Annotated in this window: 18 protein-coding genes; 10 read left to right on the top strand and 8 right to left on the bottom strand. The window is 68.3% G+C overall.

Annotated features, from left to right (window positions below):
* Positions 1-76 precede the first annotated feature (76 nt).
* Positions 77-1699: a S10 family peptidase gene (locus B9N97_RS16200; protein ID WP_085090611.1), complete on the bottom strand. Its 1623-nt coding sequence runs from the start codon at positions 1697-1699 to the stop codon at positions 77-79.
* A 246-nt stretch (positions 1700-1945) separates the two neighbouring features.
* Here B9N97_RS16200 and B9N97_RS16195 point away from each other — a divergent pair, with 246 nt between their 5' ends.
* The 3 genes from B9N97_RS16195 to B9N97_RS16185 all read left to right on the top strand — a co-directional run bounded on the left by B9N97_RS16195 (position 1946) and on the right by B9N97_RS16185 (position 5150).
* On the top strand, positions 1946-3652 hold the full coding sequence (locus tag B9N97_RS16195; RefSeq protein ID WP_085088376.1) for a methyl-accepting chemotaxis protein: 1707 nt from the start codon (positions 1946-1948) through the stop codon (positions 3650-3652).
* 193 nt (positions 3653-3845) lie between these two features.
* Positions 3846-4355, top strand: coding sequence for a bacteriohemerythrin (locus B9N97_RS16190; protein ID WP_085088373.1), 510 nt, complete (start codon positions 3846-3848; stop codon positions 4353-4355).
* 111 nt (positions 4356-4466) lie between these two features.
* Positions 4467-5150 (top strand): orotate phosphoribosyltransferase, encoded by a 684-nt coding sequence (locus B9N97_RS16185; protein WP_014247028.1) that lies wholly within the window; start codon positions 4467-4469, stop codon positions 5148-5150.
* A 44-nt stretch (positions 5151-5194) separates the two neighbouring features.
* On the opposite strand, the gene B9N97_RS16180 is transcribed toward B9N97_RS16185, so the two are convergent.
* The 5 genes from B9N97_RS16180 to B9N97_RS16160 all read right to left on the bottom strand — a co-directional run bounded on the left by B9N97_RS16180 (position 5195) and on the right by B9N97_RS16160 (position 11605).
* On the bottom strand, positions 5195-6304 hold the full coding sequence (locus tag B9N97_RS16180) for an FkbM family methyltransferase (RefSeq protein WP_085088371.1): 1110 nt from the start codon (positions 6302-6304) through the stop codon (positions 5195-5197).
* Positions 6305-6439: 135 nt separating this feature from the next.
* Positions 6440-7234: a galactosyltransferase-related protein gene (locus B9N97_RS16175; protein WP_085088368.1), complete on the bottom strand. Its 795-nt coding sequence runs from the start codon at positions 7232-7234 to the stop codon at positions 6440-6442.
* Position 7235: 1 nt separating this feature from the next.
* The gene (locus B9N97_RS16170; protein WP_085090610.1) at positions 7236-9860 is read right to left on the bottom strand and encodes a tetratricopeptide repeat protein; all 2625 of its coding nucleotides are present in this window, start codon (positions 9858-9860) and stop codon (positions 7236-7238) included.
* Positions 9861-9886: 26 nt separating this feature from the next.
* Positions 9887-10609, bottom strand: coding sequence for a hypothetical protein (locus B9N97_RS16165; protein ID WP_085088365.1), 723 nt, complete (start codon positions 10607-10609; stop codon positions 9887-9889).
* A gap of 18 nt (positions 10610-10627) precedes the next feature.
* Positions 10628-11605, bottom strand: a complete 978-nt coding sequence (locus tag B9N97_RS16160; RefSeq protein ID WP_085088362.1) for a glycosyltransferase family 10 domain-containing protein — start codon at positions 11603-11605, stop codon at positions 10628-10630.
* Between the two features lie 388 nt (positions 11606-11993).
* Here B9N97_RS16160 and ileS point away from each other — a divergent pair, with 388 nt between their 5' ends.
* The 5 genes from ileS to B9N97_RS16135 all read left to right on the top strand — a co-directional run bounded on the left by ileS (position 11994) and on the right by B9N97_RS16135 (position 19054).
* Positions 11994-14825 (top strand): isoleucine--tRNA ligase, encoded by a 2832-nt coding sequence (gene ileS, locus B9N97_RS16155; protein ID WP_085088360.1) that lies wholly within the window; start codon positions 11994-11996, stop codon positions 14823-14825.
* A gap of 148 nt (positions 14826-14973) precedes the next feature.
* Entirely contained in the window at positions 14974-15477 is a 504-nt protein-coding gene (lspA, locus tag B9N97_RS16150; protein WP_085088357.1) for a signal peptidase II, read from the top strand.
* A gap of 107 nt (positions 15478-15584) precedes the next feature.
* Positions 15585-16175, top strand: a complete 591-nt coding sequence (locus B9N97_RS16145) for a DUF3035 domain-containing protein (protein WP_085088352.1) — start codon at positions 15585-15587, stop codon at positions 16173-16175.
* Between the two features lie 123 nt (positions 16176-16298).
* Complete coding sequence (locus B9N97_RS16140; RefSeq protein ID WP_085088349.1) at positions 16299-17696, top strand: M16 family metallopeptidase; 1398 nt, start codon at positions 16299-16301, stop codon at positions 17694-17696.
* A 2-nt stretch (positions 17697-17698) separates the two neighbouring features.
* Positions 17699-19054 (top strand): M16 family metallopeptidase, encoded by a 1356-nt coding sequence (locus B9N97_RS16135; protein ID WP_085088346.1) that lies wholly within the window; start codon positions 17699-17701, stop codon positions 19052-19054.
* A 39-nt stretch (positions 19055-19093) separates the two neighbouring features.
* Here the strand turns inward: B9N97_RS16135 and B9N97_RS35665 are convergent, their stop codons facing one another.
* Entirely contained in the window at positions 19094-19261 is a 168-nt protein-coding gene (locus B9N97_RS35665) for a hypothetical protein (protein WP_167393318.1), read from the bottom strand.
* A gap of 205 nt (positions 19262-19466) precedes the next feature.
* Here B9N97_RS35665 and pgi point away from each other — a divergent pair, with 205 nt between their 5' ends.
* Both pgi and B9N97_RS16125 read left to right on the top strand, forming a co-directional pair.
* Complete coding sequence (gene pgi / locus B9N97_RS16130; RefSeq protein WP_085088343.1) at positions 19467-21119, top strand: glucose-6-phosphate isomerase; 1653 nt, start codon at positions 19467-19469, stop codon at positions 21117-21119.
* Positions 21120-21270: 151 nt separating this feature from the next.
* Positions 21271-21525 (top strand): hypothetical protein, encoded by a 255-nt coding sequence (locus B9N97_RS16125; RefSeq protein ID WP_085088340.1) that lies wholly within the window; start codon positions 21271-21273, stop codon positions 21523-21525.
* 4 nt (positions 21526-21529) lie between these two features.
* Here B9N97_RS16125 and B9N97_RS16120 read toward each other — a convergent pair whose 3' ends face one another.
* Positions 21530-22420, bottom strand: coding sequence for a LysR family transcriptional regulator (locus B9N97_RS16120; RefSeq protein WP_085088337.1), 891 nt, complete (start codon positions 22418-22420; stop codon positions 21530-21532).
* Positions 22421-22505 lie beyond the last annotated feature (85 nt).

Here is a 22505-nt window from a genome sequence, read left to right as displayed (position 1 = left end):
GGGCGCCCCCGCCGGGGCGCCCCTTTTCCTTTGTGGACTTCCCCAACCGGCTTGGCCCCAACCGGCTTGGCGCCGGTCAGCGCCGCCGCAGGGCCTCCGCGATCAGCGCCCGGGCGTCGGCGGCCAGCGCCGCCCGCCCCTCCGCCCGCGTGTACATCATGTGGCCGCCGGGATGCACCGTCACCGAAACCCGGCCGCGTTCCCCCTCCGGCAGCTCCAGCCTGGACGCGACCCAGCGCGACGCCATGTAGGGCGTGATCAGGTCGGTGCGGCCATGGACGATCAGCACCCGCAGCGCCGGCTGCAGGGTCAATGCCGTCTGCAGCGCGTCCACGGCGCTCGGCACCGTCATGCGCGGCCAGTCCCAGTTCCGGTTCACCCGGTCGCTGAGCAGCCGGTAAGGCGTGTCCGTCCGCACCCCGAGCGCGTCGTGGACATAGGCGGCGAAGGCCGTGGTGTAGGTCGGGATCGTGCCCTTCAGGAAGGGGTCGAACGGCACGCGCGGCGCCCCCGGATCGGGGTCGGGCGCGGTGAAGGTCCCGTCATAGATGCTGAGGACCTGCTCCCGGTCGCGCAGAAGCTCGCGCGTGAAGACGCCCATCGGAATGCGCCCGCGCTGGCGCCGCACCATTTCCACCGGCAGGCCGGTGATGCGCGCCACCTCGGCGAAGACGTCCTTTTCCGCGTCGAGCCGGCCGTAGTCGAGCCGGGCCAGCCCGGTCAGGTAAGGGCCGAGCGCGAAGCGTTCCGCCGCTTCGGCCGCCTGTTCCGGCGTGCCGGCCGCACGCCCCAGCGCCGCGGCGGAGGCGGCCATCGACGGCAGCTTCAGCGCCGGGCCGAGGATGCCGTCCTCGTCGATGGCGGCAAAATCGACGACGGGGGAGACCAGGATCAGGCCGTTCACCGCAAGCCCGACCCGTTCGATCAGCTCGTCCGCCATCCTGGCGATGCGGAAGCCGCCATAGCTCTCCCCCGCCAGGAAGGTCGGCGACGACCAGCGGCCATTGCGGGTCAGCCAAAGACGGACGATCTCGGCCATCGACCGGGCGTCGCCCTCCACCGACCAGAAGCGCTTCTCATCCTCGTCCGGCTTCAGCCCGCGGCTGTAGCCGGTGCCGACCGGATCGATGAAGACCAGATCGGTGAAGGCCAGCCAGCTGTCGGGATTGTCGACCAGCGGCGCCGGCGGTCGCGGCAGGGTTCCGTCCGGCCCGAAGGCGACGACCTTGGGGCCGGCGGCGCCCAGATGCATATAGGCCGATGCCGCCCCCGGTCCGCCGTTGAAGACGAAGGTGACCGGACGCGGCCCCTCGGATGGATTCTTCGATTCGGCCGGTTCGGCGGTGTAGGACACCGTGAAGATGCGGGCCGCCAGTTCCTCCTTCGCGCCATCGCGAAGCGGCAGGAACTCGGCCGTCGCGCTGTAGGCCAGCGCCCCGCCCGGCAGCGGCAGGCTGTGCCGGGTGACGCTGCGCTGGGGGTCGAAGCCCTGGAGCCCGTCGGATTTGCGGCCTTCGGAATTGGGGTCGGCCGGCTTTGCCGCGTCCGCCTTTCCCGCTTCGGTCGTGCCGCCTTCCGGCCGGTCCGCCGCGGCGGCGGAACCGGGGACCAGCGGCGGCATCAGCAGGGCCGGAAGCAGGGCCAACGCCAGCAGGCGCGACAGTCTGCGGGAGCGGGAAGGCGCGGACAGGAGCGGCATCTGGGAATCCAAGACAGTTTCTGCGGGGCGGTCTCCAGCCACCGCATATTGCGGCCCAGTCCGCGATCCGCAACCGGCCCCGAGTCCCATGCCATTTTTAGGACATATTTTTTCCGACGCCGACGTCGCGCCGGGCTTGCCGCTTGCACTGTGCGATACAAACTGACTAACCCGAAAAGGTAACGACTTCCGGGTTAGAGTTCTTTCATTGCCCATCCGGGCCAACTTTGACGGGATCCCGCCGACATGCTCCTTCCACGGCACGCCACCATACGCGCACGGCTGTTCCTCGGCTTCGGCGCGGTGCTTGTGCTTCTGATCAGCCTGACCGTCATCGGGGTCCGCGAGGTGCGGAAGATCGATTCCGATCTCACCCGGATCAACGACGTGAACAGCGTCAAGCAGCGCTATGCCATCAATTTCCGCGGCAGCGTGCATGACCGCGCGATTGCGCTCCGCGACGTGGTGCTGACCAGCGATGCGGCGACGCTGTCCGCCGTCCTGGCCGACATCGACCGGCTGGCCGCCTTCTATGACCAGGCGGCCAAGCCGCTCGACGCCATGTTCGCGACCATGTCCGACATCGAGCCGGAGGAGCGGGCCATGCTCGCCGGCATCAAGGAGATGGAAGCGAAGACCCTGCCGGCGCTCAAGGCGGTCATCGCCGCGCGCAAGGCGGGTGACATGGCCGCCGCGCAGAAGGCCCTGATGCAGGACGCCCGGCCCGCCTTCACCGAATGGCTGAAGCGCATCAACGCCTTCATCGACCTGCAGGAGCACAAGAACCAGCAGATCGCCGCCCGCGCCCGCACCGTCGCCAGCGGATTCCAGACGCTGATGCTGTCGCTGTGCGCCGCCGCCCTGCTGCTGTCCGGCGCCTTCGGGCTGTGGACGGTGGCGGCCCTGCGTCCGCTTCGCCGGCTGACCGACGCGATGCTGACGCTGGCCAAGGGCGACCTGAGCGTCGCCGTTCCGCCGTCAGAGGCCAAGGACGAGATCGGGCAGATCACCGGCGCCGTCGAGGTGTTCAAGGCCAACGCCGTGGAGGCCGACGCCTTCCGCCGCCGCCAGGCCGAGGCCGAACATGCCGCCGAGGAGCGCAAGCATGCCGAGATGGCGGCGCTGGCCGACCGGTTCGAAAGCGAGGTGAAGGGCGTGGTCGACAGCGTCGCCTCCTCCTCCACCGAGGTGCGATCCCTGGCGCAGTCGCTGGCGACGACCGCCGACCATACCGAAACGCAGGCGACCACCGTCGCCGCCGCATCGGAACAGGCGTCGGTCAATGTCCAGACCGTGGCCGCCGCCGCCGAGGAACTGGCCGCCTCCATCGCCGAGATCGGCCGGCAGATCGGCGAGAGCAGCCGCAAGGCCAAGCAGGCGGCCGATCAGGCCGACGGCACCAACCGCATCGTCGACGGCCTGTCGTCCAAGGCGAACCAGATCGGCGACGTGGTGAACCTCATCAACTCCATCGCCGGTCAGACCAACCTGCTGGCGCTGAACGCGACCATCGAGGCGGCGCGCGCCGGCGAGGCGGGCAAGGGCTTCGCCGTGGTCGCCAGCGAGGTGAAGAGCTTGGCCAACCAGACCGCCAAGGCCACCGGCGACATCTCGCAGCAGATCGCCGAGATCCAGACGGCGACCGCCGACGCGGTCCAGGCGATCCAGAGCATCGCCGCCACCATCGGCGAGGTGAACGTCATCGTCGGTACCATCGCCCAGGCGGTGGACGGACAGAACGCCGCCACGATGGAGATCGCCCGCAACGTCCAGCAGGCGGCGGCCGGAACCAACGAGGTCTCCTCCTCGATCGGCGGTGTCCTGCAGGCGGCGTCGGAGACCGGAAGCGGCGCCAGCCGCCTGCTCTCCTCGTCCGGGGAGTTGTCGAAGCAGGCCGAACTGCTGCACGCGCAGGTCGACCGCTTCCTCGGCAGCGTGCGCGGCAAGGTCTGATCCCGGCACGGTCCGGTCCGGTCCCGTCACGGCCTGGAATAGTAAGGGGGGTGGGGCAAAAGGTAGCAAAGCCTACGCTTGCCGGTTGCGGCCGGGGACACTAGGAAGTCTCCGGCCGCCGCAGGCTCTGCGGGTTACGTCCGCCGGATGCACCTTCGACCGCCGCCCCCTCCGACCGAAATTGGGCCCCGCCATGATCGACAGCGAGAGCAACGACACCGTCGATTACGGCCGCCTCGTCTGGAGCGACGATCTGGTCCTGGGCGTCAACTCCATCGACGAGCAGCACCGGGAGTGGATCGCGCTGGTCCAGGCCTTCGAACACGCCGTCACCGAAGGCCGGCCGGCCGAGGAGATGCGCAGCACGCTGGCCGCCGCCGTCGCCTACACCGAGTCGCATTTCGCCGACGAACAGCAGGTGATGGAGGAGGCGGGCTATCCCTTCCTCGACGACCATATCGGCCAGCACCAGCTCGCCTGGGACCGCGTGCATGCCTTCGCCTCAGGCGAGGTGGCGGACGAGGAGATGCGGCGGAGCCTTGCCGAATTCCTGCCGCAGTGGCTGATGCTGCACATCAACACCGCCGACCGCCAGTTCGCCCGCTGGCTGAAGGGCACCATGACGCCCGGCACCGGTTCCGGCACCTCTCCTGGGGGGCCGACCGGTCCCGACGGCCGGGTGTTCGGCGACATTCCCGTCTGAATCCCGCCCCGCGCGGGCGGGATCCGGACCGCCTGCCGTTGCGATTCGCCGGAACCGCCGCTACACAGGGGGCATCCGCGCGAGCCATCCCGTTTTCCGGAGCGTTCTTCCATGTCGACCCTGCCCGATCAGGCCACCATCGCCGCCACCGCGGCCAAGATCCTGCTGGAGATCAAGGCGCTGCACTTCAACGCCGAGACGCCCTTCATCTTCACCTCGGGCTGGGCGAGCCCGGTCTACACCGACTGCCGCCGCATCGTCTCCTTCCCGCGCGCCCGCAAGGCGCTGATGGATTTCGCCGTCGCCACCATCGAGCGCGAGATCGGCTATGAGGCCATCGACGCGGTGGCGGGCGGCGAGACCGCCGGCATCCCCTTCGCCGCCTGGATCGCCGACCGGCTGGAACTGCCGATGCAGTATGTGCGCAAGAAGCCGAAGGGCTTCGGCCGCAACGCCCAGATCGAGGGCCTGCTGACCGAGGGGCAGCGCGTCCTGCTGGTCGAGGATCTGGCGACCGACGGCAAGAGCAAGGAGAACTTCGTCACCGCGCTGCGCAACGGCGGCGCCCAGGTGACCGACACCTTCGTGATCTTCCACTACGGCATCTTCCCGCAGTCGAAGGTCAACATGGACGCCATCGGCGTGCGCCTGCATGCGCTGTGCACCTGGTGGGACGTGCTGAAGGTCGCCCGCGACAACCGCTATTTCGACGAGAACACCCTGTCCGAGGTCGAGAAGTTCCTGAACGACCCGGTCGGCTGGTCGTCGGCCCACGGCGGCAAGTCGAGCATGTGATGCCGGCGGGGGGCGGTGCGTGCCGCCCCCTTGACGCCGCTCCCTCAGCCGCGGCGGACGTAGAAGGCGTCGCCCCAGCTGTGGTGGAATGGACTGATTTCCTCGACCCGCTCGAAGCCGTGGGGGAACAGCAGATCGTCGATGTCGGCGATCCGGCCGCAGCCCTGGTAAAGTTCGGCGTAGTTCACCTCCACCGCCACGGCGTCGAAACGTCCCAGCAGCGGGCCGCAGCCGGCCAGGATCATGCGTTCCGCGCCCTGCGTGTCGATGGCCAGCACATTGTAGCCGTCGGCATCGATTCCGAATTCCGCCAGGATGTGGGGAAGCGGGGCCGCGTCGACCTCGATGGTTCCGGTCAGGGTGATGCCGGGATAGACGTCCAAATGCTCCTTCGGCGGCAGCAGAGAACTGGACTGGCTGCCGCTCATCCGGGAAAAGGGGAGCCGTCCGACCCGGTCGGACACCGCGCGATTGACGCAGACGACATCCGGATTGCCGACGAAGCGGGGGGCCAGGCGGCCATAGGTGTCCGGATCGGCCTCGACGAACAGGACCCGGCGGCAGCCGGCTTCGACATACTGGGGATACTCCTCGCCCTCGTGCGCGCCGACATGGACGATTCCGCGCGGGATGATGCCATAGCGCGGAAACAGGTCGGAATAGCGGAACATCGTACGGTCACGGGTGAATAGCCGCTGCACATGGCGTGGCGCCACCGCCAGATGGGTACAGGCCCCGTCATCCGCAGGCGGTTGCAGGCAATGCTGCAAGGTCCGGCCGTCGAAACGGAACATCGAATAGCGATGGCGCTGCAACAGGGCATAGAGCGCCGGCAAGTCGCCGGACGCCCCATCACCGTTCCCGGCTCCGTCGAACTGAAGGAAATCGATGCGGCGGAGCCGCAGCATCTCTCCGGCGCTTTCCAGTACCGGCAGCACACCGCCGACGCGATGCAGCACCAGCCAGTCGACATGCCGCAGGCCCAGGCCGGCGCACCAGTCGTCCAGCGGACCGGGTGCGTCCGCGGCGATGACGATCCGGTCGTCCGATCTCAGTCCGTCGGACCACGCCTCCGCCCCCTGCCCGGCGGCGAGCAGCGTGACCCGCCCGTTCAGGAAATTCTCCAGCAGAGCGGTCACCGGCGCAGCACTCATACCCGTCTCATCTCCAGTTCACCGGTCCTGTTGCCGAAACCACGGTCGGCCGGACGCGGGGGCGATCATAAAGTCCGCTGTCGGCGAAAATGACAAGCCGCCTGTCATGCGGTCGTCCCATCTCCCGCCGAAGATTCACTGCGCAGTGTCGGCCGCCGCCTGCTCCGGCCGGGGACGGTGGTTGAAGCGCACGCGGACGATTTCCCACCGCGCTCGCGCCTGGGCGACGGCACCGTCGCAGGGGCGGCGGTCCAGTATGTCAAAGGAAAGCGTCGACAGCCCGTCGCCGGCCGGGATCTTGCCGGTGGACCAAAGCTCCTGAAAGACGCGACGGTTGACGACGGAGATCGGCGACGGCGCCGCATCCGGCGTGAAACCGTCATTGTCGTGGTCGAGCGGCTGGAAGCGGCCCTTGCGCCGGCCGGTGGGGATGCGGCGCGCCCGGATGCGCAGCGAGAAGTCGAAATCCTCGTACCCCCAGCCCCAGAACAGGTTGGAATAGCCATCGACCTGCCGCATGACGCCGTTCGGCATCAGCAGCGCGCCGCCCATCGTGCTTTCCAGGTTGGTGGTTACCGTCCTGTCCGACCGCCCAGGCGCGACCGGCCGCTGCTCCGCCCCAAACCAGAGGATGGGGGTGGGGCAATCGGCCCAGGAATAGTCGGCATCGACCGGCAGGTAATCGACGTCGTGCAGACAGGTATAGTCGCTCTGCCCTTCGCCCAGCAGGAAACCGGCATTCTTCAGCGCCCCCCGGTTGAAGGGAAGGCCGTCCTCCTGCTCCACGATGGTGACGCGATAGTCGATCCTCGGCACGAGCCGGTCGAAATAGGCGCTCACCCACGGAACGAATTGCCGCAGATGGTCCTCCCGATCCCGATAGGGGACGACGATGTGGAGGCGCGGGTTCGCGCTGTCGCCGGTCGTCATGTCAGTCCTTCCCTTCCTGCGCAGCGGATGGCAAACCGCTGCCGCCCTCGGCCGCGATGGCGATTGCGCGCGGAGGCCCGCCCGCAAGATGAATGTCCCACATCGCCCGATAGGCCGCCTCGAGATGCCGGGTGAATCGGGGCGTATCGAACAGCGGGCAGGTCTGCCGATCGCGGATCAGCCGCTCCCGCAGGCCGCGGAGCCGTTGTGGTGAACACGCAAGGTCCACCGCCGCCGCCTCATAGGCCTCCTGCCCGTCGACGATCAGCTCCGGCAGTCCGGCGGCCCGCAGCAGGCTGGCCGCCACGCGCCCGGCAAAGGTCGTGCCGCGCCGCGTCAGCACCGGCAATCCCGCCCACAGCGCGTCGCTGGCGGTGGTGTGCGCGTTGTAGGGAAGCGTGTCGAGAAACAGGTCCGCCAGCCGGTGACGCGCCAGATGCTCGGCATGGGGAATCGGGCCGGCGAAGACGAGACGGCCGGGATCGAGGCCGCGCGCCTCGCCCTCGCGGCGCAGGTTGGCCGCCACCTGCGGATTTCCGGCATAGAGCCACAGGACGCTGCCCGGCACCGCCGCCAGGATGCGCGCCCAGCCGTCGAACAGGGCGGGCGTCAGCTTGTAGGCGCTGTTGAAGCAGCAGAAGACGAATCCGTCGGCCGGCAGTCCGCAATCCGCGCGCGACGGGGTGTCGGCGGCGATGGCACGGCGGCGGTCGTTGGGCTGGTAGCAATCCGGCAGCCGCACCACCCGCTCGGTGAAGAACGCCTCCTCGCCCTCCGCGATCACCTCGGGGTCGGCCAGGATGTAATCGACATAGCCGGCCCCCAGCGTGCCCGGATAACCCAACCAGTTGACCTGCAGCGGAGCCGGGCGGGCAGCCAGGATCGACGTCCGCGAGAAGGTGGTGAAGCCGGTCAGATCGACCAGAATGTCGATACCATCGGCCGCGATGACCTGCGCCGCGTCGGCATCGCCATGGCGGTGCAGGTCGACGAACCGTTCGAGCCCCTGCTCGAACCGGCGGCGCAGCGGGCTGCCGTCGTCGGCGCCGGTCGAATAGGCGGTGACGGCGAAGCGGGACCGGTCATGCGTTTCCAGGGCATCCACCATCAGGTGGCCCATCGCATGTTCCCGGAAATCCGACGACAGATAGCCGATCCGCAGACGGCCATCGCGTGGAAGAGCGGGAGGCCGGGAGAGAGGAACCGCGCCGCGGGCCTTCGCCGCCGCCCAGCGGGTCGCGGCCGATTGCTGGTTGGCAAGGGTCGAGGCGCAGGACAGGACGTCGAACGGGGATATGCCCTCCGCCCCCTCCCGCACCCGGCGGAGGAGCAGCGACTCCAGATCGTCCAGGTCCCGCCAGTCGCAGAGCAGCCTCTGCTGGTGAACCAGTTGGCCAAGCGCCGCGCCATGGCCGGGAACCAGCCGCAGCACCCTCCGGCAGGCCACCGCCGATACCGCGCTCCAGCCGCTCATCGCGGCGGCCATCGCCAGATCGGCGCAGGCATCCGCATCGTCGGGAGCCAGGGCGACGGCATTGCGCAGGGCGGCGACCGCAAGATCGGGGCGGAAGGCCTCCGCCAGCACGCCGGCCAGCCGCCGCCAAGCCTCGGCGTTCAGCGGCTGCCGGACGAGCAGGCTTCTCAGGATCGCCAGTGCGCCGTTGGACTCGCGCAGGAACGACAGGAGCTGAGCCAGATTGATCTCCGCCGTCGGGAAATCGGGCTGCAGGTCCAAGGCCGCGCGATAGCCGGCGACGGCCTCGCGCAGGCGGCCGAGTTCCCGCAGGGCGTTGGCGAGATTGTTGTGCGCCGCCGGATTGGACGGCTCCAGCCGGACCGCGGCGGCGGCGGCACGCCAGGCGTCCTCACGGAGGCGCATTGCATGCGCCGCATTGCCCAGAGCCAGCCAGTTCCGCGCGTTCGCCGGGTCGAGCGCCACCGCCGGACGGCCGGCGGCGACCGCGTCGGCCGGGCGGCCGGCGGCATGGAGCAGGCAGGTCAGGTCGTGCCGGATGCCGACGTCGAGCGGCGCCAAGCCGATGGCCTTGCGGAAGGCCGCTTCCGCCTCCGCATTCCGGCCAAGGTGATGGAGCGCCACGCCCAGCCTGGACAGTGCCGAGGCGTCGGCGGGAGACAGCCGCGCCGCCTCCCGATGCGCGGCCACCGCCTCGGCAAAGCGTCCGAGGTCCTGCAGGGCGACGCCGAGATTGTTGTGGACCTCCCCCAGATGGGAATGGGTCGCCAGTACCTTGCGGTAATGAGGTTCCGCGTCCTGCGGCCGTCCCTGGCTGTGCAGGGCCAGCGCTAAGCCATAATGGGCATCGACCGAATCGGGCGCGGCCCGCAGCGCCGCCGCATAGACCGTCGCCGCCGCATCCCAACGGGCCATGCCGGCCATCGCCGCCCCGAAATCGAGATAGACGTCCAGGTCCTTGGCGATGGCCAGCGACTTCTGGAACAGGATCACCGCCTCGCGCGGGCGGCCCAGCCGCAACTCGACGACGCCAAGCCGGTGCAGGGCCTTCGGATTCTGCGGCTCGGCCTGCAGGGCTTCGAGGTATCGCGCCCTCGCCTCCTCCGCTTTGCCGGCCCTTTCCGCCGCCATTCCCCGTGTGAAGCTGGTCAATTGGCCTTTGTCCGCCATAGCCGACCTCAGCTGCGCCAGCGCGTGTGTTCCAGGATGCGGGGAATCCCGGCCGGACGTCTGGCATCACCCCAGTTCGAGATGTCGGGAATGGTGGTCACGCCGTGGCGGCGGCCGAGCAGGCTGAGGATGCTCTGGTCGTGGCGATGGTCGCGAAACTCCGGATAGTTCGGCAGGCCGCATTCGTTGGGGGCGTCGGTGATCAGCCGGGCATCCTGGGCATAGCGCAGCCATCGGGAAATGAAGTCCCGGCTTTCCGGCCCACGCTCGCAGACGATGAAGCTGGCGAGGATCTGCGGCGCGTCGATGAAGGGCGGCCGGTCAAGCCCCATGAAATGGAAACAGTCGCGCTTCGTCCAGACACGGTTGCTGTGCTCGTCCTCCAGCGTGAACAGCAGAACCGGCAGGTCGCGCCGCCGGCGGCAGAGTTCGATCACCGGATCGACGTTGTGGACGAAATGGGCGCCGCTGTCGCTGTAGAACAGCATGTCGCCGTCCTGCAGGTGCTCACGCAGCACGAGATCGATGAAATAGGGCTTCCACAGCCAATAACCGGCCCCGCGCGGCTGCTCCAGGATATGCCGGTTCCGTGCGGCGAAGGTGGCGTCGATGTGCTGCCGGCCCATCATGGCCACGCCGTCGAAGCCGCCCACGGCAAGGCCGGTCTGCGCATTGTATTTCTGCGCCGTGGTGAAGGCCCCGTCGGCATAGTTCAGCAGCACCCGCTTCATCGCACGTCCTCCCGCCGCTCAAAGCCGGCTTTCGATCCATTCGGCCAGACGGAAGGCGTCGAAATAGAAGTCCTCCGCGCCCAGGAACGGCGGCGTGCTGCGATAGCGGCGATAGGTGTCATAGTCGTCGTCGGCGGCCAGGATGGCATCGCAGGCCTCCTCGTCGGACGCATAGCGCGACACGTCGATGAAGCTGCCGGCCGCGACATCGCGCAGGACCCCCGGATCGCCCCAGTAGAGCGGCACGGCGCCGGCCTGGAAGGCGTCGAGGATCTTCTCCGTCAGATAGCCGGGATGGCTCGCATTCTCGAAGGCGAAGGCGAAGCGATAGCGGGAAAAGACCCGGATCTTCGGCAGCCAGCCCATCTTGACCACGCTGCCGGTGTTGTTCAGCAGCCAGCCGACCGACTCCACATGGCGTCGGGCGCAGAGCATCTGAAAGAAATCGTTGCGTCGGGCGCAGTTGGGATTCTTGTAGAGGAAGGCGCAGAATTTCCGCTTCGCGGCCTCCTCCCGCGTCGGCGGCACCGGCGGCAGGACGGACTGGCAGAAATGCGGCGTCGCCCCCTCCCGCCTGTGGTCCCAGGCATGCATGACGTAGAGCGGCAGGCGGTAATGGCGGGGATCGTCGATGCGGTCGAACGACACCGACATGTCGACGCCGTCGAGCGGCGGCCGCACATTCTCGCCGGTGAAGAACATCGACCGGGCGGTCCGCGCCTCGCGGTGGCGGGTGCCGAACACCGACACGATGGCGAGATCGCTGTCGTTGTCGACGACCGAAACGTCGAAGCGGGCGGACAGGATATCCACGAAGAAGTTGGCAGCCGGATCGAACTCCGGCCAGAAATCGAAGAAGGCGATCTTCAGCCGCGGCTTCGCCGCGCGAGCGCCGCGGCCGGGCCCATGCAACAGAAAGCTGTCGAGCCGCGCCGGGTCCCGATGGGAAGACGCCAGAAATTCCGAAAGGAAATCGCTGGTCCGCTGGTCGATCATGCCCAAGACGCTCCCGCACGCACTGATTGCCGCGAGCGGCCCCCTGCCCCGGACAAGCTCGGCGGCCACACCGTAAGTTTGCCGCCGCCCGCTTGCCAGCGCTATTTTCGGAACCACCGCGCGGCGCTTGACCGGCGACGTGGTTTCGCAGTTGCACATTTCGCAGTCGCACAGGGCGCATGTGAGCGGTCCTTGACCGTACGGCCCGCGCCGCTAATATCCGGCGCCATGGACGTCTCTGCACGGATCCCGATGATGATGCGCGCACCGGCGCATCGCGCGCGAATTACCGGCCCGGCTCTCTGAGGAGGGCCGGGATCGAGACCTTATGTGCGTCGGGTGGCAGGACCACGCCGCCCGATGGTGACGCCTTCCCCAGGGATCCGATATGACCCGCGATTACAAATCGACCGTCTTCCTGCCGCGCACCGACTTCCCCATGCGCGGCGGCCTGCCGACCAAGGAGCCCGAGCTGCTGAAGCGCTGGGCCGAGATGGACCTGTTCGGCAAGCTGCGCGCCGGCGCCAAGGGCCGGAAGAAGTTCGTGCTGCACGACGGCCCTCCCTATGCCAACGGCAACATCCACATCGGCCACGCCGTCAACAAGATCCTGAAGGACGTCATCGTCCGCTTCCGCCAGATGCAGGGCTTCGACGCCGACTATGTCCCCGGCTGGGACTGCCACGGCCTGCCCATCGAATGGAAGATCGAGGAGAAGTACCGCAAGGCCGGCAAGAACAAGGATGACGTGCCGCTCATCCAGTTCCGCGCCGAATGCCGCCAGTTCGCCGAAGAATGGGTCGGCATCCAGGCCGCCGAGTTCCGCCGGCTGGGCGTGGAGGGCGACTGGAAGCACCCCTACGCCACCATGACCTTCCCGGCCGAGGCGCAGATCGTCCGCGAAATCCACAAGTTCGCGATGAACGGCGGCCTCTACAAGGGCTCCAAGCCGGTCATGTGGTCGGTGGTGGAGAAGACCGCGCTGGCCGATGCCGAGGTGGAATACCACGACCACACCTCCACCACCGTCTTCGCCCGCTTCCCCGTCTGGGGGTCGTCGGCGCCGGAGGTGGACGAGGCCAGCATCGTCATCTGGACGACCACGCCCTGGACCCTGCCGGCCAACCGCGCCATCGCCTATGGCGACGAGATCGAATACGCGACCTTCAAGGTGACCGCCGTCGCCGAAGGCAGCAAGGCCGTGGTCGGCGAGCGTCTGGTGCTCGCCACCGGCGTGGCCGAGGGCGTGCTGAAGGAGGCCGGCGTCACCGAGTGGAAGCAACTGCACCGCTTCCCCGGCTCGCGCCTCGCCGGCACCTATTGCCGCCACCCGCTGAACGGCAAGGGCTACGACTTCAAGGTGCCGCTGCTGGCCGGCGACTTCGTGACGACCGATGCCGGTTCGGGCTTCGTCCACATCGCCCCCGGCCATGGCGAGGACGACTTCCGCCTGGGTCAGGCCAACGGCATCGAGGTGCCGCAGACGGTGGGCGAGGACGGGCGCTATTACGCCCATGTGCCGCTGTTCGCCGGGCTGGCCGTCTACACTGACCAGGGCAAGCCCGGCCCGGCCAACAAGGCGGTGCTGGAAGCCTTCGAGGAAGCCGGGTCGCTGCTGGCCAGCAACCGGATCAAGCACAGCTATCCGCACAGCTGGCGGTCGAAGGCGCCGCTGATCTTCCGCACCACGCCGCAGTGGTTCATCTCGATGGACACGAACGACCTGCGCAAGGTGGCGCTGCAGGCGATCTCCGACACCCGCTGGGTCCCGCCGCAGGGCGAGAACCGCATCCGCTCGATGATCGAAAGCCGTCCGGACTGGTGCATCAGCCGCCAGCGCGCCTGGGGCGTGCCGATCGCCCTGTTCGTCCGCAAGGCGACCGGCGAGATCCTGCGCGACGAGGCGGTGTTCGCCCGCATCGCCGACATCTTCCAGCAGGAGGGCGCCGACGCCTGGTTCGCCCGCGATCCGCAGGACTTCCTCGGCAACGCCTATTCCGCCGAGGAGTTCGAGCAGGTCCGCGACATCGTCGACGTCTGGTTCGAGTCGGGCTCCTCGCACGCCTTCGTGCTGGAACAGCGGCTGGAGGAGCTGGCCTGGCCGGCCGACCTCTATCTTGAGGGTTCGGACCAGCATCGCGGCTGGTTCCATTCCTCGCTGCTGGAAAGCTGCGGCACGCGTGGCCGGGCGCCCTACAACGCGGTGCTGACCCACGGCTTCGTGCTGGACGAGCAGGGCCGCAAGATGTCCAAGTCGCTGGGCAATGTCGTGGCCCCGCAGGAGGTCTGCGACCAGTATGGCGCCGACATCCTGCGGCTGTGGATCATCAATTCCGACTATTCGGAAGATCTCCGCATCGGCAAGGAGATCATCAAGACCCAGGCCGACCTGTACCGCCGCCTGCGCAACACGCTGCGCTACCTGCTGGGCGCGCTGGCCGACTACACCCCGGCCGAGCGGATCGACGCCGCCGAGATGCCGGAGCTGGAGCGCTGGATCCTGCACCGCCTGTCGGAGCTGGACACGCTGGTCCGCGAGAAGGTCGAGGCCTACGACTTCCACGCCCTGTTCGTGGCGCTGCACAACTTCTGTGCGGTGGAGCTGTCGGCCTTCTACTTCGACGTCCGCAAGGACAGCCTCTATTGCGACCCGGTCGATTCGGTGCGCCGCCGGTCGGTTCGGACGGTGATGGAGCACCTGTTCTCCACCCTGACCGCATGGCTCGCCCCGATCCTCTGCTTCACCGCCGAGGAAGCTTGGCTGGCGCGTCCGGAAGGTCTGGGCTGGACCGAGGAAAGCGTGCATCTGCGCGGCTTCCCGGAGGTCCCGGCGGAATGGCGGAACGACGCTCTCGCCGCAAAGTGGGAGTCGGTGCGCAACGTCCGCCGCGTCGTTACCGGCGCGCTGGAGCTGGAGCGTGCCAACAAGGCCATCGGCTCGTCGCTGCAGGCCGACCCGACCGTCCATGTCGACTCGGCGACCAAGGCCCTTCTGGCCGACGTCGATTTCCAGGACGTCTGCATCACCTCCGCCATCGAGGTGACGGACGCGGCGGCGCCGGAGGGGGCCTTCACCCTGCCCGACGTCCCCGGTATCGCCGTCGTCCCGGCGCTCGCCGAAGGCGAGAAGTGCGAGCGCTGCTGGAAGGTCCTGGAGGAAGTCGGCACGGTCGCCGACCACCCGACGCTGTGCATCCGCTGCTCCGACGCGGTGGCATGAGGCGTTCCGCCACAACCGCGGTCCTATCCCCTCTCCCCCCCGGGGAGAGGGCTAGGGTGAGGGGGATCCGCTTGCCGGACGCTCCTCGCCGCGCATCCCCCTCACCCCGGCCCTCTCCCCGGGGGGGAGAGGGAGGATGTGTGGGCACATGAACGCCTTCGTCGCCAACCAAACCCGCTCCTACTGGCTGTTCGGGCTGATCGTCGCCGTGGTGGTGGTCGTGCTCGACCAGGGCAGCAAATGGTGGATCCTCGAACAGGTCATGCAGCCGGTGCCGCATGTCATCGAGGTGACGTCCTTCTTCAACCTCGTGCTGGTGTGGAACTACGGCGTCAGCTTCGGCACCTTCGCCGGCGGCGGGGCGCTGATGCCCTATATCCTCAGCGCCATCGCCGCGGTGATCGCCGTCTGCCTGGTCTTCTGGCTGCGGCAGGCCGAACGGCGGCTGATCGCGCTGGCGCTGGGCTTCATCATCGGCGGGGCGGTGGGCAACGTCGTCGACCGGCTGATGCATGGCGCCGTGGTCGACTTCCTCGATTTCCACGTCGCCGGCTGGCATTTCTGGGCCTTCAACGTCGCGGACAGCGGAATCAGCGTCGGCGTGGTGCTGCTGTTGATCGACGGACTGTTCGCGGGCCGCGAAAAGTCGTAAGAGTTCCGTCGCCGGTGGCGCTATAACCGCCGGCGAGCGCTGACCCAAGCGGCCTCGACCTTCGGGCCGGGTCGCTACGACGTGACAGACGACGGGATCCTCCGAACGTGACCAGCATCTCCTCCGCCCTCTCCTTCCCCCGGAATCGGCTTCCGCTCATCGGGCTGGCGCTTGCGGCGTTGACGCTCGCCGGCTGCTCGGATGTGCGCCGGTCCATCGGTCTCGACCGCCAGAGCCCCGACGAATTCGCCGTCGTTTCCCGCGCTCCGCTGACCCTGCCGCCCAGCATGCAGGACCTGCCGAAGCCGCGCCCCGGCGCCGCCCGCCCGCAGGACAGCACGCCGACTCAGACCGCGGCCGGCGCCGTGTTCGGCGGCGCCGCGCGCCGCACCGGCAATGCGGCCGGCGAGTCGTCCGGCGAGCGCTCGCTGATCGCCCAGGCCTCGGCCCGCGACGGCATCGACCCGAACATCCGCGCCAAGGTCGATCAGGAAACCACCCAGCTGATCATCGCCGACAAGAGCTGGATCGATTCGCTGCTGTTCTGGCAGAAGCAGGAACAGCCCTACTCGCTGGTCGACCCGGCCAAGGAACAGCAGCGCTTGCGCGAGGCCCAGGCCCAGGGCAAGTCGCTCGACGGCGCCGCCACCCCGACGATCGAGCGCAAGCGCAAGGCGCCGCTGGAAGGCCTGTTCTAAGCGACAGCCATTCGAACCGCCGTTTCAGCCTTGTCCAAGGCGCGGTATCACACCAGTTTTCGGGGGCGCCCTTCCCAGCGAAGGGCGCCCTTTCGATTCGGACCTCCTGATCCGGGAGCCTTCATGCCTGCCGTCCTCTCCGCCCGCCGCTTCGCCGCGGCCGGTCTCCTGGCCCTGACGATGACCGTCGCGGCTCCCCTGGCGCCGATGCCGCTCACCGCTCCACCGGCTTACGCGGCGGAAAAGGGCGTGTTCTTCCCCGAAAGCTTCAGCCTGTCCAACGGCATGCAGGTGGTGGTGATCCCCAACCACCGCGTGCCGGTGGTGACCCACATGGTCTGGTACAAGGTGGGCGCCGCCGACGAGGAGCGCGGCCAGTCCGGCATCGCGCATTTCCTGGAACACCTGATGTTCAAGGGAACCGACGTGATCAAGCCCGGCGAGTTCAGCCGGATCATCGCCAAGAACGGCGGGCGCGACAACGCCTTCACCAGCTACGACTACACCGCCTATTACCAGAACGTTGCGCGCGACCGGCTGGAGATGGTGATGCGGATGGAGGCCGACCGCATGGCCAACCTGAAGCTGACCGACGCGGTGGTCTATCCCGAACGCGACGTCATCATCGAGGAACGGCGCCAGCGCATCGAGAACGAGCCGGCCGACCGGATCGGCGAGCAGATCAACGCCACCATGTTCGTCCATCACCCCTACGGCACACCGGTGATCGGCTGGCCGCAGGAGATGTCGACCCTGACACGGGAAATGGCGGAGCATTTCTACAAGACCTGGTACGCGCCCAACAACGCCATCCTGGTGGTGTCCGGCGACGTCACGGTGGAAGAACTGAAGCCGCTGGCGGAACGCTATTACGGCGCCATCCCTGCCCGCCCGGTGCCGGAGCGCAAGCGCGTGACCGAACCGCCGCTCAATTCCTCCCGGCAGGTGGTGCTGCGTGACGAGGAGGTGCGGCAACCGTCGGTCCGCCGCATCTGGACCGCACCGTCCTATCGCGTCGACCCCGACCATCAGGCTTATGCGCTGCAGGTGCTGGCCGAGATCATGAGCGGCGGCACAACGTCCCGCCTCTATCGCAGTCTGGTGGTGGATCAGAAGCTCGCCACCTCGGCCTGGCTCGGCTACGGCCCGACCGCCTGGGACATGGCGACGCTCAGCGTCGGCGCCAGCCCGGCCGCCGGGGTGACGATGGAGAAGCTGGAATCGGCGCTGTGGGCGGAAATCGACAAGCTGATGAAGTCCGGCGTGACGGAGGATGAGGTCGCCACCGCGCGCAAACGCATGCTGGCCGCCGCGGCCTATGCCCGCGACAGCCTGACCGGGCCGGCCCAGACGCTGGGAGCGGCGCTCGCCACCGGCCAGAGCATCGACGATGTGGAAAGCTGGCCGGTGCGGATCGATGCCGTCACCGCCGATCAGGTCAACGCCGCCGCCCGCGCCGTGCTGAGCCAGACCAACCACGTCACCGGCCTGCTGCTGCCCCCGACCGGAAAGGACAGTTGAGGATGAGCGTGCGTCACATTTCCATGCGGTCGGGCATCGCCGCGTTCTTCCTCGCCGTCGTTGCCGTCACCCTCCCAGCCCACGCGATGGACATCAAGCGCGTGGTCAGCCCCGGCGGCATCGAGGCGTGGCTGGTCGAGGACCACAAGGTTCCGGTCATCGCGCTGGAATGGGCCTTCGAAGGAGCCGGAGGCACCGACCCGAAGGGCAAGGAGGGGCTGGCGAACCTGACCTCCACCATGCTGGACGAGGGCGCCGGGCCGTACGACTCCCAGGCCTTCCAGGCGCGGTTGCAGGACAACGCCATCGCGCTGGGCTTCGATGCCGGACGCGACGGCTTCAGCGGGTCGATGCGCACGCTGACCGAACATCGCGACGAGGCGCTTGAGCTGACCCGTCTGTCGCTGACCGAGCCACATTTCGCGCCCGACTCCCTGGAGCGCATGCGGGCCTCGATCACCGCCAGCCTGAAGCGGGACCTCGCCGATCCCAACTATGTGGCGCGGCGCCAGTTCTATTCCACCGCCTTCCCCAACCATCCCTATGGCGACGAGATCCGCGGCACTCTGGAAAGCCTGCCGACCATCACGCCCGACGACCTCCGCCGCTTCGTGAAGGGCCAGTTCGGCCGCGACCGGCTGGTGGTTGCCGCCACCGGCGACATCTCGCCGGAGGAGCTCGGCAAGGCGCTGGACACGGTGTTCGGCGGGCTGCCGGCCAAGGCCGATGTGCCGCCGATTCCCGACGTGACGATGTCCGGGCTGGGCCAGACCATCCTGCTGCCGCGGCCGACCGCGCAGACGGTGATGCTGATGGGCCAGCCGGGCGTCAAGCGCGACGATCCCGACTGGTATGCCGCCACGGTGATGAACTATGTGCTGGGCGGCGGCGGTTTCGGATCCCGCCTGATGGAAGAGGTGCGGGAAAAGCGCGGGCTCAGCTATGGCGTCTACAGCTATCTCATCCCGATGGACCATGCGGCGCTGGTGATGGCCAGCGGCTCCACCGTGAATGCCAAGGCGGGTCAGGCGCTCGACATCATGCGCCAGGAATGGGCGCGCATGGCGAAGGACGGGCTGACCGATCAGGAGATGGCCGACGCCAAGACCTATCTGACCGGCTCCTTCCCGCTGCAGCTCGGCTCGACCCAGGCCATCGCGCGCATCCTGCTGCAGGTGAAGCGCGACAACCTGGGCATCGATTACCTGAACCAGCGCGACCGCTACATCAACGCGGTGACCCAGGCCGACATCAAGCGCGTCGCCCAGCGCCTGCTCGACCCGGCCAAGCTGCTGACCGTGCTGGTCGGCAAGCCGGACGGCGTCTCGCCGACGCGGACGATCGAAGGGGGGAGTTGAGGAAGGGGGGCGTCAGCCCCCCAAATCAACCCCTTACCCTCACGCCAAATCCGGCTGGCTCCCCGGAAAGCGCGGATCGCTGGGGTCGACCGGATGGCCCGGCACCTTGCCGGGAATGATCCCGACCTGATCCGGCCGCGCGGCATCGTCGCGGTCGTTCTGCTCTTCGCGCTCTTCCAGCGGCGGCGTGGCGGGCTTGTCGGACATGGCTTCCTCCTGTCGAATTTCCTGACAGTCACAACAGTCCGTCCGCCGTCCGGTTGCACGGCTCGGCCGGCGTGCATAGGCCGATAAGCAGCACCAACCGCCGCGTTTTGGCCCGTGGCCGATGCCGGCGGTCGGTGTTAGGCTCCCTGCGCCCCGCAGATGGGCCGCGTCAAAGGACCGCTGACGTCAAGGAGTCCAAAGCATCATGACCGCGCTGACCCGTTCACACGCCTGGGCCGCTCTCGCCCGTCACCGCCAGGACATGGCCGGCACGCACATGCGCGAGCTGTTCGCCGCCGATCCCGGCCGGTTCAAAGCCTTCTCGCTGGAGGCCGCGGGCCTGTTCCTCGACTATTCGAAGAACCGCATCACCCAGGACACGGTCGGCCTGCTGCTCGACCTCGCCCGCCAGCAGGATGTGGAAGGCGCCCGCGCCCGCATGTTCGGCGGCGAGCCGATCAACCTGACGGAAAAACGCGCGGTCCTGCACACCGCCCTGCGCAACCGCTCCGACCGCGCGGTCACCGTCGACGGCCGCGACGTGATGCCGGCCGTGCGCGCCGTGCTGGAGCGGATGGACGCCTTCGCCAACTCGGTGCGCGACGGGGAGTGGCGCGGCTACACCGGCCAGCCGATCACCGACGTGGTGAACATCGGCATCGGCGGTTCCGACCTCGGCCCGGTGATGGCGACGGAGGCGTTGAAGCCCTTCGCCCATGCCCATGTCGCCCTGCATTTCGTCTCCAACGTCGACGGCACCCATCTGGCCGAGCAGTTGAAGTGGCTGGACCCGGAGACGACGCTGTTCGTCATCGCGTCCAAGACCTTCACGACGCAGGAGACGCTGACCAACGCCCACTCCGCCCGCCGCTGGTTCCTGGAAACCGCGCAGGACGAGGTGCATGTCGCCAAGCATTTCGTCGCCGTCTCCACCAACGAGGCGGAGGTCCGCAAGTTCGGCATCGACCCGGCCAACATGTTCGGCTTCTGGGATTGGGTCGGCGGCCGCTATTCCCTATGGTCGGCCATCGGCCTGCCGATCATGATCGCCATCGGGCCCGAGCGCTTCGCCGAGTTGCTGGCCGGCGCCCATGCGATGGACGAGCATTTCCGCACCGCGCCGCTGGAGCGCAACATGCCGGTGCTGATGGGCCTGCTCGGCGTCTGGTATCGCAATTTCTGGGACGCCTCGTCCTACGCGGTGCTGCCCTACGACCAGTATCTGCACCGCTTCCCCGCCTATCTCCAGCAGCTGGACATGGAGAGCAACGGCAAGTCGGTGACCCGCGGCGGCGAGCCGGTGGACTACCAGACCGGCCCGGTGCTGTTCGGCGAGCCCGGCACCAACGGCCAGCACGCCTTCTACCAGCTGATCCACCAGGGCACCTCGCTGATCCCCTGCGACTTCATCGCCGCAGCGACCACCCACAACCCGATCGGAGCGGAGGCCGGCGCCCATCACCGCATCCTGCTGTCCAACGTCTTCGCCCAGACCGAAGCGCTGATGCGCGGCAAGACCGCCGACGAGGTGCGGGCGGAGATGACCAAGGCCGGCAAGCCGGCGGATGAGGTGGAGGCGCTGGTCCCCCACCGCGTCTTCCCCGGCAACCGCCCGTCTAACACCATCCTGATCCAGAGCCTGACCCCGGCGACGCTGGGCGCCCTGATCGCGCTGTACGAGCACAAGGTCTTCGTCCAGGGCATCGTCTGGGACATCAACAGCTTCGACCAGTGGGGCGTCGAGTTGGGCAAGCAGCTGGCCAACACCATCCTGCCGGAGATGGAGACCGGTCCGGCCGAGGGGGCGCATGACAGCTCCACCACCGGGCTGATGGCGTGGTGGCGGGCGCACCGCTAAGGAGCGCCCCGGCTTACGCCAAGTAATTGTATGTGTGCGAACGCAATCGGGCGGGATAGCCTTCCCCCGATAGCGTTCGCAACATCGCCGCCACGCCACGGTTGAAGAGGGAAACGGTCTTTGCACCAACCCTCACAACCGGAGCGACCCAATGTCCACACGCTTGCGCCTCGCCATCCTGATCTACGGCATGATCCAGGGTGTGGTCTTCGGCATCGGCACCGTCCTGGTTCTGGCGGTCCCCAGCTTTTCCGAGCAGGCGATGACGCTGATGCCGACCGTGGTGATCCTCAGCATCGTGCTTGCGGCCCCCATCGCCTGGTTCGTGGCGCCGCGCATGCGTCTGCGTTTCTGGCAGCGCCGGGAAGAGCGGCAGCAGGCGCCGCGCCGGGTCACGCTGTCCTGACCGCTTAGTCCGTGCCGTCTTCCGCGACCATGGCGAACAGCCAGTCGCGGAAGGCGCGCATGGTCGGCGTCTCCGGCCGCGATTTCAGCGACGTCAGCCAATAGGCGCCCTTGCACACGGTGACGGCGAAGGGCTGCTCGATCAGGCCCAACGCCAGCGGCCGGCGGAACATCGATACCGGAGCCAGCGCCACCCCGGCCCCCTGGATCGCCGCCTCCACCATCAGGGAGGAGGAATCGAAGACCGGCCCCTTGACCGGCGGCATCACCGACGGCTCCATCCCCGCGGCGGCGAACCAGCCCGGCCATTCGTCGGACCGGTAGGAGCGCAGCAGGGTCTCGCGGCCGACATCGGCGGGGTCGCGCAGGCGGCGGGCGATCTCCGGAGCGCACAGAACCGACAGCGGCGCGTTGAACAGCCGGATCGCGTCGGTGCCGTGCCACGCGCCGTCGCCGAAGCGGATGGCGTAGTCCAGCCCCTCCGCCGCGATGTCGACGCGGTTGTTGTTGGTGGACAGGCGCAGATCGACGAAGGGATGCGCCTCACGGAAGCGCATCAGCCGCGGCAGCAGCCAGCCGACGGCGAAGGTGCCGACGGCGCCGACCGTCAGCACCTCGCGGAACCGCCCGCCCTCGAACTGGTCGAGCAGGCCGCCGATGCGGTCGAACGCCTCCTCCAGCGTCGGCAGCAGCGCCCGCCCCTCGTCGGTCAGGGCGAGGCCGCGCGGCAGGCGGTGGAACAGGCTGGCGCCCAGCCGTTCCTCCAGCAGCTTGACCTGATGGCTGACGGCGGCCTGGGTCACGCACAGCTCGATGGCGGCGCGGGTGAAGCTGAGATGCCGCGCTGACGCCTCGAAGGCACGCAGGGCGTTCAGCGGCAGGTAGGGCCGGACCACGGGTTCCCCGGACGATGCTTGATGCCGGAGGGTGAGCTAACATCGATTGCGGGCAGGCTCCAGCGGGATGTGGGGGCATTGTCAA

The organism is Azospirillum oryzae (assembly GCF_900177515.1).
GTDB classification, from domain to species: Bacteria; Pseudomonadota; Alphaproteobacteria; order Azospirillales; family Azospirillaceae; genus Azospirillum; species Azospirillum oryzae_A.
Note: the sequence above shows the minus strand (reverse complement) of the source record. Positions and strands in the feature narration are given on the sequence as shown.

Excerpts from the sequence above, each read along its gene's own strand:
- B9N97_RS16200 (WP_085090611.1), bottom strand. The coding sequence starts at position 1,699 with ATGCCGCTCCTGTCCGCGCCTTCCCGCTCCCGCAGACTGTCGCGCCTG.
- B9N97_RS16195 (WP_085088376.1), top strand. The coding sequence starts at position 1,946 with ATGCTCCTTCCACGGCACGCCACCATACGCGCACGGCTGTTCCTCGGC.
- B9N97_RS16190 (WP_085088373.1), top strand. The coding sequence starts at position 3,846 with ATGATCGACAGCGAGAGCAACGACACCGTCGATTACGGCCGCCTCGTC.
- B9N97_RS16185 (WP_014247028.1), top strand. The coding sequence starts at position 4,467 with ATGTCGACCCTGCCCGATCAGGCCACCATCGCCGCCACCGCGGCCAAG.
- B9N97_RS16180 (WP_085088371.1), bottom strand. The coding sequence starts at position 6,304 with ATGAGTGCTGCGCCGGTGACCGCTCTGCTGGAGAATTTCCTGAACGGG.
- B9N97_RS16175 (WP_085088368.1), bottom strand. The coding sequence starts at position 7,234 with ATGACGACCGGCGACAGCGCGAACCCGCGCCTCCACATCGTCGTCCCC.
- B9N97_RS16165 (WP_085088365.1), bottom strand. The coding sequence starts at position 10,609 with ATGAAGCGGGTGCTGCTGAACTATGCCGACGGGGCCTTCACCACGGCG.
- B9N97_RS16160 (WP_085088362.1), bottom strand. The coding sequence starts at position 11,605 with ATGATCGACCAGCGGACCAGCGATTTCCTTTCGGAATTTCTGGCGTCT.
- ileS (WP_085088360.1), top strand. The coding sequence starts at position 11,994 with ATGACCCGCGATTACAAATCGACCGTCTTCCTGCCGCGCACCGACTTC.
- lspA (WP_085088357.1), top strand. The coding sequence starts at position 14,974 with ATGAACGCCTTCGTCGCCAACCAAACCCGCTCCTACTGGCTGTTCGGG.
- B9N97_RS16140 (WP_085088349.1), top strand. The coding sequence starts at position 16,299 with ATGCCTGCCGTCCTCTCCGCCCGCCGCTTCGCCGCGGCCGGTCTCCTG.
- B9N97_RS16135 (WP_085088346.1), top strand. The coding sequence starts at position 17,699 with ATGAGCGTGCGTCACATTTCCATGCGGTCGGGCATCGCCGCGTTCTTC.
- B9N97_RS35665 (WP_167393318.1), bottom strand. The coding sequence starts at position 19,261 with ATGTCCGACAAGCCCGCCACGCCGCCGCTGGAAGAGCGCGAAGAGCAG.
- pgi (WP_085088343.1), top strand. The coding sequence starts at position 19,467 with ATGACCGCGCTGACCCGTTCACACGCCTGGGCCGCTCTCGCCCGTCAC.
- B9N97_RS16125 (WP_085088340.1), top strand. The coding sequence starts at position 21,271 with ATGTCCACACGCTTGCGCCTCGCCATCCTGATCTACGGCATGATCCAG.